This window comes from Thalassobius sp. MITS945101 (assembly GCF_047123305.1).
Taxonomy (GTDB): Bacteria; Pseudomonadota; Alphaproteobacteria; order Rhodobacterales; family Rhodobacteraceae; genus Thalassobius.
The window spans coordinates 991,698-1,003,625 of sequence record NZ_CP138918.1; the positions used below are offsets into that span (position 1 = coordinate 991,698).

General features: G+C 59.1%; 11 protein-coding genes and 1 tRNA gene. 4 read left to right on the forward strand and 8 right to left on the reverse strand.

What is annotated here, in order from left to right; translation table 11 throughout:
• Nucleotides 1–70 precede the first annotated feature (70 nt).
• Together SIC14_RS05105 and SIC14_RS05110 are read right to left on the reverse strand one after the other, a co-directional pair.
• Nucleotides 71–829, reverse strand: a complete 759-nt coding sequence (locus SIC14_RS05105) for a hypothetical protein (RefSeq protein ID WP_412564753.1) — start codon at nucleotides 827–829, stop codon at nucleotides 71–73.
• A gap of 58 nt (nucleotides 830–887) precedes the next feature.
• The gene (locus SIC14_RS05110; RefSeq protein WP_412564754.1) at nucleotides 888–2,327 is read right to left on the reverse strand and encodes an NAD(P)-dependent oxidoreductase; all 1,440 of its coding nucleotides are present in this window, start codon (nucleotides 2,325–2,327) and stop codon (nucleotides 888–890) included.
• 225 nt (nucleotides 2,328–2,552) lie between these two features.
• On the opposite strand from SIC14_RS05110, the gene SIC14_RS05115 reads away from it, so the two are divergent.
• A complete protein-coding gene (locus SIC14_RS05115; RefSeq protein ID WP_412564755.1) occupies nucleotides 2,553–3,359 on the forward strand; it encodes an undecaprenyl-diphosphate phosphatase in 807 nt (268 codons plus the stop codon).
• Nucleotides 3,360–3,425: 66 nt separating this feature from the next.
• Here the strand turns inward: SIC14_RS05115 and SIC14_RS05120 are convergent, their stop codons facing one another.
• Entirely contained in the window at nucleotides 3,426–4,403 is a 978-nt protein-coding gene (locus SIC14_RS05120; RefSeq protein WP_412564756.1) for a complex I NDUFA9 subunit family protein, read from the reverse strand.
• A 148-nt stretch (nucleotides 4,404–4,551) separates the two neighbouring features.
• Between SIC14_RS05120 and SIC14_RS05125 the strand changes: the two genes are divergently transcribed.
• Nucleotides 4,552–4,638, forward strand: a tRNA-Leu gene (locus SIC14_RS05125).
• 190 nt (nucleotides 4,639–4,828) lie between these two features.
• Nucleotides 4,829–5,113, forward strand: coding sequence for a DUF2218 domain-containing protein (locus SIC14_RS05130; protein WP_412564757.1), 285 nt, complete (start codon nucleotides 4,829–4,831; stop codon nucleotides 5,111–5,113).
• Between the two features lie 82 nt (nucleotides 5,114–5,195).
• On the opposite strand, the gene SIC14_RS05135 is transcribed toward SIC14_RS05130, so the two are convergent.
• Both SIC14_RS05135 and SIC14_RS05140 read right to left on the reverse strand, forming a co-directional pair.
• On the reverse strand, nucleotides 5,196–5,681 hold the full coding sequence (locus SIC14_RS05135) for a hypothetical protein (protein WP_412564758.1): 486 nt from the start codon (nucleotides 5,679–5,681) through the stop codon (nucleotides 5,196–5,198).
• Between the two features lie 135 nt (nucleotides 5,682–5,816).
• Nucleotides 5,817–6,401, reverse strand: a complete 585-nt coding sequence (locus SIC14_RS05140; RefSeq protein WP_412564759.1) for a hypothetical protein — start codon at nucleotides 6,399–6,401, stop codon at nucleotides 5,817–5,819.
• A gap of 357 nt (nucleotides 6,402–6,758) precedes the next feature.
• Between SIC14_RS05140 and SIC14_RS05145 the strand changes: the two genes are divergently transcribed.
• Entirely contained in the window at nucleotides 6,759–7,685 is a 927-nt protein-coding gene (locus SIC14_RS05145; RefSeq protein ID WP_412564760.1) for a carbohydrate kinase family protein, read from the forward strand.
• A 30-nt stretch (nucleotides 7,686–7,715) separates the two neighbouring features.
• On the opposite strand, the gene SIC14_RS05150 is transcribed toward SIC14_RS05145, so the two are convergent.
• The 3 genes from SIC14_RS05150 to SIC14_RS05160 are packed head-to-tail and all read right to left on the reverse strand — an operon-like array spanning nucleotide 7,716 to nucleotide 11,908.
• Nucleotides 7,716–9,185, reverse strand: a complete 1,470-nt coding sequence (locus SIC14_RS05150; RefSeq protein WP_412564761.1) for an aldehyde dehydrogenase family protein — start codon at nucleotides 9,183–9,185, stop codon at nucleotides 7,716–7,718.
• Between the two features lie 2 nt (nucleotides 9,186–9,187).
• A complete protein-coding gene (locus tag SIC14_RS05155; protein WP_412564762.1) occupies nucleotides 9,188–10,294 on the reverse strand; it encodes a mandelate racemase/muconate lactonizing enzyme family protein in 1,107 nt (368 codons plus the stop codon).
• Nucleotides 10,295–10,297: 3 nt separating this feature from the next.
• A complete protein-coding gene (locus tag SIC14_RS05160; protein WP_412564763.1) occupies nucleotides 10,298–11,908 on the reverse strand; it encodes a GMC family oxidoreductase in 1,611 nt (536 codons plus the stop codon).
• Nucleotides 11,909–11,928 lie beyond the last annotated feature (20 nt).

Here is an 11,928-nt window from a genome sequence, read left to right on the forward strand (position 1 = left end):
GGGTCTGCCCTGCGGTTCCGGATCCTGCTGTTCGTGTTGTTTTGGGTCGGATGGGTTGGTCGGTCTAGGGTCATTTGGCCGCCTCCCCTGATGTGCGTTGTGGTTTGGGCCGGCCCTCTGGGCGACGTTTGCCGCCCACCGGCCTCAGGGCCATCCGGACCATCCGCGGGCGATTGTCGAAGGCATGTTCGATCACCTCACCCATGATCTGTCTCTTGCGCAGAAAGCGGGGCACCTGATGGCCGCCGCCCTCTACAACAAAGTGTTTCAGGTTCTGCTGTCGCGGGAAGCGATTGCGCTGTGGCCGTTCTGCCGGTCCAACACCGTGAAACACATAGTAAGTCGATTGATCGCCAATCACTTCACCCAGATGACGGATGCGAAAATCCTTGAGCTGGCGGCGATAGCCTTTCCAGCGGGTTTCATCCGGCACCACATCGGGGTGCATGGAGTATTGCGGCGACATGCCCACCGCAACGTCCACCTTGGTGAAATGCGGGATCGCAAGGGCGGTGAATCCCCCCATGGAATGGCCCAGGCTGACCACATTGGTGGCGCCGGTTTCCCGTTTCATCGCTTCGGTCCAGTCGACGATTTCCTCGATCTGTCCGGGGTGGTTCAGCCAGCTGCGCTTGGTGTCCGCAAAAAACAGCGCCGAGTCGCGCCCGCCTGCAGTGGCCGCCTTGGCAAACTCATAACCCTGCGGTTCGCCGCTGCGCTCACCAATACCGGTGAACGACAACGTCAGCCGTTCGCTCTGGCCCTTGTAGAACCAGACGCGGAGGCTGTCGCCATCCTGAACCAGATTTATGTCGAGACGGGTGGTCACGTGCGAATGAACCCTGAGGTTTGGCAGGGGTAGTCCCGATCAGGAACCACCTGTTGGCTTACTCGGCAGCGATGTTTTGAGAGTCGTTCAGATACTCAAGAATCGCTTCGGCGCTGTCGCGACCGTCTTTGATCGCCCAGACCACCAGCGAAGCACCGCGAACGATGTCGCCCACGGCGTACACGCCGTCCAGTGCGGTCTTACCGGTGGTGAACTCGGCCTTGATGGTGCCCCAGCGGGTCACTTCCAGACCATCGGTGTTCCAGAGTTTCGGCAGATCCTCCGGTTCAAAGCCCAGCGCCTTGATGACCAGATCAGCCTCTTCAACGTAGTCCGCACCTTCGATCACCTCTGGGGCCTGACGGCCCGAAGCATCGGGCGCACCCAGACGCATTTTCTGCACCATCACGCCGTTAACCTTGCCACCATCCTCGGTGAAGCCCTTCGGCGCGGCGAGCCAGACAAATTCAACACCTTCTTCTTCGGCGTTCTGCACCTCACGCTGCGAACCGGGCATGTTTGCACGGTCACGACGGTAGAGACATTTGACCGAGGTGGCGCCCTGACGGATTGCGGTGCGCACACAGTCCATCGCGGTGTCGCCGCCGCCGATAACCACAACCTTCTTGCCAGCCGCGTTCATGGTGCCGTCGGTATGTTCGGCCACGTCATCGCCAAAGCTCAGCTTGTTCGAAACGGTCAGGTAATCAATCGCGCGTTCAATGCCGATTGCGGTCGAACCGGGGCCGGACAGATCGCGGGTTTTGTAAACACCCGTTGCAATCATCACCGCATCATGTTTGCCGCGAATGGCGTCAAAGCTGATGTCTTCACCCACGTTGCAGTTCAGCACGAACTCAACGCCGGATTTCTCCAGCTGTTCCACGCGGCGCATCACAACGTCTTTTTCCAGTTTGAAGCCCGGAATACCGTAGGTCAGCAGACCGCCGGCACGGTCGTAGCGGTCATAGATGGTGACCTGCACACCCTGACGCCGCAGGATGTCGGCGGCGGCCATGCCGCCCGGACCGGCACCGATGATGCCAACGGACTGATCCCGCTCGGCGGTGGGCACGATGGGTTTCACCCAGCCGTTTTCCCATGCCGTGTCGGTGATGTATTTTTCTACCGAGCCGATGGTCACAGTGCCGTGGCCCGACTGTTCAATCACACAGTTGCCTTCACACAGACGGTCCTGCGGGCAGATCCGACCACAAATCTCAGGGAAAGAGTTGGTGGCCTGGCTGATTTGATAGGCTTCTTCCAGACGACCAGTGGCGGTCATGTTCAGCCAATCGGGAATGTTGTTGTGCAGCGGGCAGTGCGACTGACAATAGGGCACACCACACTGGCTGCAGCGGCTGGCCTGCTCTTCGGCCTTGGCCTTTGCATATTCGGCGTAGATTTCGTTGAAGTCTTTGTTCCGTTCTTCCGCGTCACGCTTTTCGGGCATGTCACGATCAACGGTCACAAATTTCAGCATCGGTTGCTTGGCCACGGCGCTGCCTTTCTGAACAAATCTTGAGTTAATGTGCCTTTTACGGGAGCATCAAACCAAATAAAAGTCAGTAGTGCTGACTTAATAACAAGTTTTTTGGCGCCGCACTGCGGCAGTCGGGTAAAAATTGACCAATTTTACGTCCGAATCGGACCTATAATAATTCTTCTTACGGAATCTCAATAGGTTATACAGGCACCTGTTTGATTTGTTTGAAAGAGCCTCATGTCGATCCTGTACCTTCTTATTTTGGCAGTTATTCAGGGCGTTACCGAATTTTTGCCGATTTCCTCCTCCGGCCACCTGATTCTTCTACCGAATCTGGCCGGTCTTGCCGACCAAGGGCCCATTATTGATGTCGCCGCCCATGTGGGCACACTGGCGGCTGTTGTTCTCTATTTTTGGGCGGATGTCCGCGCAGCCGCTTTGGGGCTGCCGCAACTTGCCAAAGGCCACATCGACAGCGAAGGCAGCAAGCTGGCGTTTCTGTTGCTGCTCTCGACCATTCCAGTGATCCTCTTTGGTCTGTTCCTCAGCACCACCGGTCTGGATAAGGCCATACGGTCCATCACCGTCATCGGCTGGACCATGCTGGGCTTTGGACTGGTGCTGTACTGGGCCGACCAAAAAGGACCGGTTCAAAAAGACGAGGGCCAGTGGTCCGTCAAGGACGCGCTGTGGATGGGGCTGGCACAGATGCTGGCCTTGATTCCCGGTACGTCGCGGTCGGGCATCACCATCACCGCCGGCCGGTGGCTGGGCTACACCCGCCAAGATGCCGCAAAACTGTCGATGCTGATGTCGATCCCGACCATCCTAGCCTCGGGCGGATTTCTGACGCTGAAGGTAATCCTATCCGGCAACGTCGCCCCCCTGCTGGATGGTGCAATCGTGGCGGTGATGTCCTTTGGGGCCGCCCTGCTGGCGCTGACCCTGATGATGCGCCTGCTGCGCTCGGTCAGCTTTACACCCTATGTGATCTACCGCGTGATATTGGGACTGATCCTACTGTGGATTGGCTACAGCCGCTAAGACCGTTGAGAAAAAAAGGGGCGCGCCCGAGGCACGCCCTTCAATATCTTTGAAACTAAGACCAGTTTAACCGTGGCGCAGGTTCTTGGCCGATTCCTTGATCGCCAGATACTGCCCCGATGGGCGGAAGCGCCACAGGTAATCCGGCAGCACGGCTTCCATCGCGACAGGCGTGATCCCAAGATCGGCAAAACCCTTCGCCTCAGCGCCAACAACATTGTCGTTGCGCAGCAGTTTGACCTGATCCTTGGTGATCGGCCCTTTGATCAGTCCAAAGCTCAGCGCTTTCACCAGATCAAAGCCCCAACCCATCATCGCGCCCGCAAAGAACGGCAGGTTCACCACCAGTTTGCGACGGCGGATCTCGGTCAACATGGTGGCCATCAGACCTTTCATGCTGTCAACGTCCGGCCCACCCAGTTCATAAATGCCAGAAGCAACGTTGCCCTCAACAGCCTGCACGGCGGCCTGAGCCACATCGTCCACATAGACTGGCTGGAATTTGGTATTGCCACCAACCAGCGGCAGAACAGGCCCCATCATGCCGGCAAAACGGTTAAAGAAGTCGTCTTCGGCCCCGAAAATGATCGACGGGCGCAGAATCACCGCAGCGGGGAACGTGGCCAGCACATTGGCCTCACCTTCTGCTTTGGTGCGCGCATAGTCGCTATCGCTCTCGGCGTCGGCGCCAATGGCAGACAGGTGCACCATCTGCGACACACCTTGATCTGCGGCGATACGGGCCACGCGCCCGGCACCTTCGGCCTGCACCGCATCAAAGCTGTTTTTGCCAGCCTCCGCCAGAATGCCGACGCAGTTGACCACCGCATCTGCACCATTCATCACCGCCGCAACCGAGGCATCATCACGGATGTTGCAGAGCACAGGTTCAACCTGACCGGGGACACCATAGGGTTTCACATGCATTGCTTCGTTTGGACGGCGCACCGCAACACGCACACGCCAGCCCTGTTTGGCCAGACGCCGCGCAATGTAGCGCCCCACGAAGCCCGAGCCGCCAAAAATGGTCACAAGTTTCGACATGGCGATGGCCTCCGGCTAAAAAAATTCGCTGCGGTTTTCTAACGCTTACAAGGGTTTTTCACAAGAAGATTGGGGGGTGCTGAAAAAATTTCAATTATCGCGTTGACACCCCCCGTGGCTAACCTTAGAACGCCCCTCACCAACCCGTGCCCAGATGGCGGAATTGGTAGACGCGCTAGCTTCAGGTGCTAGTGTCCGTATGGACGTGGAGGTTCGAGTCCTCTTCTGGGCACCATTTCTTTCCTAGACGAAGGAATGTCCATACTTACCAAACATCGCCAGACACGCCTCTCGCTAACGACCTTTTTGCGCCCGTTGTGCCCTGTCGCACAGCGGTTGTTTGCATTTTTGCTGTTCTTTTTCTTGAACTTTTCCTCATCCCGTCGCATTTGATGTTTAGTTGATAGAAAAAGTCAGGAAATAAAATGCACAAACTTGAAGGCCACTTTGCCACCCCGAACGGATCGAAATACCTGCAACAGCTCTGCAAACACTTCGGCCACAAGATTGATGTTGCGTTTACCGAAAACGAAGGCACAGCGACTTTTGCCTTTGGCGCCGCAAAATTGACCTCGGACGAGTCGGGTTTGACCATTCGATTCGAACTAGAGGATGCAGACAAGCTGCCGGCCGCCAAAGGGGTGATCGACAGCCATCTGGAACGCTTTGCCTTCCGTGAGGATTTCAAAAACATGGACTGGTCGGTTTAACCGATCCAAGTAAATTAGACGCCCGCCCCCTCACGGTGGGGCGGGCGCAGGCTGATCTGTCGTTCTAAAACGGGACAGGTGATCAAATGTGATCAGCCGATTCAAACAGGGCAAAATCCAGCATTTCCATCGCTACCAGCAAACGTACCGGATCGCGGCCCTCACACAGCAGCATGGCGTGACCATAGGCGCGGGATCGTTTGCCGCGCCGCAGATCATGCAGCGTTGCCATCATCAGACGCTCTTCCTGTGACAACAGCTTGCGGCACTGTTTGCAGCCGTCGCGACTGTAGGTGAAGGGCGAGCTGCGCAGGGCACGCAGCGCTTCGATCACATCGATGGTGTAGGACAGAACCCGTTCTGGCCCGTTGGCACCATGCTGCACCTCAGCCAGGCGGTAGGCGGTCGCCCAAATATCCTGTTCTTGCATCGACATCGCCTCAAACAGTCGACGGCTCAGCGCCAGGAAGCGAAGCTCCACCACGTCAAAGCCGTGATCCTTGACCAGACTGTCCTTGTCCTGCGGCACGGCATGGGAATGATGCGAAGAGTGAGACGGGTTTGTCATGTGACTGCTCCTGCGGTGAGGCCAAAATTCTTGGATCACCTGGCAGTCTGCTTGGCTGGCTATTTCTTAGTAAATGAGTCGGGTATAGTCAAGCCGAAGCTTCCGCAACCAAAGTCGCAGAGCCTTCGTACCGGATTATTCCTTGTTGCGGACATTTTCCGCTGCGGCCTCAACGCACATCTTCAGACGGCCCTGCGTCATCGGCAGGCACATGGATGCATCCGAGATTGGGCTGCGGTCCTTGGTCATGTCATCGGCCATGAAAGCGGTGGAGAACATGATCACCGGCAGCTCCGAGAAGGAGAAGCGCAGCGTCAGCAGATCCGTTACCAGATGGTCCAGCGGCATCAGCCCATCGCGCATGATGAACATCATATCCCACTCGCGCGGACTTTCGCGCAGCATCCGTTCCGCTTCGCCCAGGGTCGAAACAGGCATCACATTTGCGCCCATGGCGATCGACATTTCTTCAACGTCGCAGTTCGGCTTGGCACTAACACAGAGCACCTTTTTCCCCACCAGCGGGGCGGGGCCGATGCTCTGGCGCTGGCGGTAGGCCGAACGGGAAAGCGAGTCACGGGTCAAAGGAGCCTCCATAGACAGGGGCGCACTGGAAAGAGGGGCACTGGAATTTGCAGCACGGGCTTCGGAAGACACACCTTTCAGGCCAAAAGACCGACGACGTGGTGTCGCGACAGTGTAGGCTGTCTGCTCGGTCATATCGTGAAACAATCCCACGGGCGCTATCCTTTGTTGTTTTCCGTTACCGGTTCTGTTCCGGTGCTGCTCATTCAAAAGAACGCCGCGAGTGGCCTACTTTTTAGTGGGGGTCCTCGAAAAAAGTTGCGCAAATGGATGTATTTGACGGATTCACTAATAAATATGGATCATCCTTAAGGCGATTATTTTCGGATTCTCTCAATCTTTCCCTAAAATTGTATGAAGAGGCGGTCGTGTAGCCGGACAGAGTCTCTCGGTCCGGATGAAATTGGTCCTCCTGAACGCAAACCTATTGCCTGTTAGCGTTAACGGTGCAATATGCGGCGAAATCCCTGTTTCTCTGTGAGGTGCGCTGCAATGATCCTCTGCTCTGGCGAAGCCCTGATTGACATGATCCCCGAAGAAACCGTTTCAGGTGGCTCCGGCTATGTGCCCCATTGCGGTGGTGCGGTGTTCAACACCGCCATTGGTCTGGGACGGCTGGGCGCCGACGTGGCGTTGTTCACCGGCGTGTCGCGGGACGGGTTTGGACAACAGCTGGAACAGGCGCTGCAGGACAGTCAGGTGAACACCGACCATCTCGTGCGTTCTGACCTGCTGACCACGCTTGCGGTGGTGCAGCTTAAGGATGGTCATGCCACCTACAGCTTCTATGACGAAAACTCCGCCGGTCAGGCGTTGCGGCCCGCAGATCTGCCGGCGCTCAACGATCAGGTTTCCACGCTTTATTTTGGGGGGATCAGCCTGGTGAACGGTCCCGCTGCGGACACCTATGCCGCTTTTGCCACCGCCGAAGCTGGCAAACGTCTGATTATGGTGGATCCCAACATCCGGCCCGGTCTGGCCAACGACGAAGCCAGTTACCGCAGCCGTCTGGACCAGGTCATTGCGGCAGCGGATATCATCAAACTGTCGGACGAAGATCTGGATTGGCTGATCCCCGGTGATCAGCCCCCAGCCGAAAAGATGCAGAGCCTGATGGCCAAGGGCCCGATGCTGGCCCTTCTGACCAAAGGCGCTGAGGGTGCCGAAGCCTTCCACCGCAACGGCACCCATGCCAGCGCCGCCTCTGAAAAGGTGACTGTGGTAGACACCGTTGGTGCAGGCGACACGTTTAATTCGGGTGCCCTTGCAAAGATGCAGGCGCTTGGCCTGCTGGACCGCGCCGCTTTGGAACAGGCCGATGCAGTGCAGTTGGCGCAGGTGCTTGGCTTTGCGGCCAAGGTGGCGGGGGTCACGGTGTCACGTGCCGGTGCCAACCCGCCGTGGCAGAGCGAGCTGTAACGCTCTGCCCTTAGCACCTGCTACAATCGGTTAAGCGTGGCTGATCGCGACGCTTTTGACAGTGGTATAGGCGTCCAGCGCCTCCAGCCCTTTTTCGCGGCCATAGCCGGACTTGCCATTGCCACCAAAGGGAAGCTCAATCCCACCGGCCCAATAGTCGTTTACCGTGACGGAACCGGCGTCGATTTCTTGCACCATCCGCATAGCGCGCCCGATGTCGCGGCTGAAGACGCTGGCCTGCAGGCCGAACTCGGTCCCATTGGCCAGATGAATCGCCTCCGCCTCGCTCTCAAAACGCTGTACCGCCAGAACCGGGCCAAAAATTTCGTGCTGCACCACCGGATCCTCGGGGGGGAGATCGGCAATCACGGTGGGTTCAAAGAACCAGCCCTTGCCCGTCTCAGGGTCAACCGCCCGCTGCCCACCTGTCAGGATCCGACAACCGCGATCGCGCGCCGCGACCACATGGGCATTGATCCGCGACAGGTGCAGCTCTGAATTGACCGCGCCCATATCCGGATTGCGCAGCCCATGCCCAAAGCGGAGGGCGCGGGTCTTGGCGGTGAGGAGCTCCAGCATCTCCTCTTCGATTGCGCCGTCCAACAACAGGCGCGAGCCTGCCGAACAGATCTGGCCTGCGTTGGAAAAGATCGCCCAAATCGCCGCCTCTGCCACCTTTTCGGGATCGGCATCGGCGCAGGCAATCAATGGCGACTTGCCGCCCAGCTCCAGGGTCATGCGGGTGACATTGGGGGCCGCTGCACGGCTGACCGCGACACCCGTCACAACTGAACCTGTGAAGGTAATGTGGTTCACGCGCGGATCGGCAACCAAGGCGGCGCCCGCCTCAGTGCCGAGACCGGTGACCACATTCACCACACCGTCCGGCACCCCAGCCTCGGACAGCAGCCGCGCCAGCAGCAAGGCGCCAAAGGGTGTGGTCTCAGCCGGTTTTGCCACCACCGAACACCCCGCAGCCAAGGCAGGCGCCACCCCGCGCGCAAAGGTTGAAGTCGGGTAGTTCCAAGGGATTACATGGGCGGTGACGCCCACAGGTTCGCGGCGGGTGAACCCTGTCTGCGCGGGACCCAGATCAACCGCCCGTCCGTCCAGCTTGTCCGCAGCACCGGCATAGTAGTCAAAGATCCGCGCGGCCCCGCTGACATCACCCTCGGCCTCTGCCAGCGTCTTACCGCTGTCCAGCACCTCGACCAGGGCAAGGTCGTCTGCATTGGCGCGGATGACATTGGCCACTTGGTGCAAAACAGCACTGCGGTCCGCAGGTTTGACCCGTCGCCAATGGCGCAAACCTGCCTCGGCCGCCCGCAACGCCTGATCCACCTCACCAGCCCCGCCCAGCGCGAAACAGCCAAAGGCCTCGCCCGTGCCGGGATCAAAGCTCTCCATCTTGCGGGCAGAGCGACCTTCAACAAAAGCGCCACCAATGAAATGCCCCTCTGGCAGCTCGGGCAGCACATGCCCCATGAACCTGTCTTTCATCGTTAAGCCTCCCACTCGGACGATTGGTAAGTCGCACGCGCCAGCCAGTCGGGCCGTACCTCGACACCCCAGCCGGGTGCGTCCGAAAGGGTCAGTTGCCCGTCCTCGATCCTGTAGGGGTCTTCAACAAACAGGTCGCGTTGCCACGGGTAGATGTCATCGCCCTCAATCGAGAACTCCAGATATTTGCCCGCATTGGGCAGCGCCTTCAGCAGATGGGCCGTGAACAGGGTCACCAGCGACAGGTTGGCGCAATGTGGCGTGCAGGCCAGCCCCGCCTTCGCCCCCATGTCCGCAACCCACAGCGTGCGGGTGATTCCCCCGAGGTAGAGGATATCGGGCTGGATCACATCCACCGCCCGCATGGCAATCATCCGCTTCCAATGCTGCAGATCGCAATCCTGTTCGCCCCCCGTCACATCAAGGCTGAGCGCGTCAGTTACCTGCTTGGTCTCTTCCATCAGCCAATAGGGGCAGGGTTCCTCGAAATGTTCCACGCCATGCTGTTCCAGCATCTTGCCGACCTCAATCGCCTTACCGGCCGAATAGCCAGAGTTGCCATCCACCAAGAGCGCCACGTCCTGTCCCACAGCCTGCCGTACCGCCGGAACAATCGCTTCGGTGCGGCCCGGCCATTGGTCCAGATCATGACCGCACTCGCGCCCCACGCGGAACTTGAAAGCGTCAAAACCTTTCTCCTCCCGCAGCCGCGCCAACCGCTTGGCTTCTGCCTCTGGGGTGATGTCGCGGGTCATCGATGACCCATAGGTGCGGATCGGTCCGGCCTCACCGCCCAATAGCGCGACCACGGGTTTGCCCGCCTGTTTGCCACGCCAATCCCAGATCGCCGTATCGACACCAGCCATCGCCCGCCGCAGGTAAGAGCCGGGAAACTTATGCTCGCGCTCTGGCACTTCACACATTAACGCCTCAAGATCATCAGTGCTGCGTCCCAGCACCCAAGGCGCAACCTGCCGGTGCAGCACCTGCGCTGTGATGTCGGAATTATAGGTCGAAACCTGCCCCCAGCCCTGCTGCCCATCCTCAGTCGTAAGGCGCGTGAAGCCGACGTTTTCTGTGGCAAAGGTTTCCAGTTTGGTGATCTTCATAACTTATCTCGCATCCTTCAGGATCAAATCCGCGGCCCGGTGGGCCAGCATCATGGTAGGGGCATTGGTGTTGCCCGAGGTGATATTGGGAAAGGCCGAGGCGTCCGCGACCCGCAGCCCATCGACGCCATGCACACGCAGTTTAGGATCAACCACGGACTCCGCAGGTGCCTGACCCATCCGGCAGGTGGCGACGGGGTGAAACACCGTACCGCAGCGGTCACGGAAATCGACAAGGATCTCTGCATCGCTCATCCCCCGCACATCGGCATACATCGGCGCGTCGATCAGCTGCTGCAGCGCAGGGGCCGCAAGAATCTGCGCACATAGACGACCGCCGGCAATCACCGCCTGTTGGTCATCCTCCGTAGCCAGTGGATTGGCCCGGATGACAGGGGCTGCTGCGGGGTCAGCACTGGCGAGGTCGATCCGCCCAAGGCTGTTGGGGCGGCAGGGTTGCATGCCCAGAATAAACCCGGGGAACGGATCAGGATGGATCACATTGCGCGTGCCCTGCTGTGTGGTCGTATAGGTGACGGGGTTGAAATAGAGCTGCTGATCAGCGCTGGGAAGCTCTGGCCGCGACCGGAAGAAGCCGCCGCATTGATTGACCGACAGCGCCAGCGGCCCGCGCCGTGCCAGCACATATTGCAGCCCCGCCCACAGCTTGCCGTGCCAGGGTGACAACACATTGTTCAGCGTCTTTTCGGTGGCGCGGAAATAGTAGTTGATACCCAGATGGTCCTGCAGATTGCCGCCCACATTGTCATTGGCCACCAAAGGCGTAATACCATGCGCTTGCAGCTGTGCCGCCGGTCCAATGCCGGAAAGCTGCAGGATCTGCGGGCTATGCACCGCCCCTGCTGACAGGATCACCTGCCCAGCTTTGACGCGGGACACACGGCCCTTGTGGCGCAACTCCAACCCCGTGGCGCGTTGCCCGTCAAACAGGATCCGCACCACTTGCGTGTCACATCGCAACGCAACATTGCGCCGCCTCAAGGCCGGTCGCAGGTGCGCCCGCGCCGCCGACCAGCGCCGCCCTTTGAGGGTGTTCAGCCGGTAGACCCCGCCCCCCTCAGGTCGTGTGCCATTCATGTCCTCAGTGCGGGGCAGTTGCAGCTGGTCAAGCGCGTCGAAGTAATGCCTGTTCACTCGGTGGATCTGATTCTGCACATCGCTGATATGCAGCGGACCGTCGCCCTCTGCCGTGCCATCGGCCAAGTGACGGGTTTCGATCCTCTCATAGACCTCGCGCACTGTCTCCCAGTTCCATCCCGTGGCGCCGGCCTGTGCCCAATCGTCGAAATCCTGTGGCAAGCCACGGCAGTAGACCATTGCGTTGATCGAGCTCGATCCCCCTACAACACGTCCCCGTGGCCAGTAATCCTGCCGTCCGTTCAAGGCCTCTTCGGCTTGGCTGCGGTAGCCGTAGTTCAGACGTGGATGGTAGTAGAGCTTGCCATAGCCCGCAGGCATCTGGATCCAGGGCGACCGGTCCCGCGGCCCGCGTTCCACCAGCAAAACCCGCGCGTTGCCACCAGCACTCAGCCGATCAGCCAACACACAGCCAGCTGAGCCTGCCCCGATAATCACATAGTCAAACTGATCCATTCCGCCTCACCTGTCGCTTA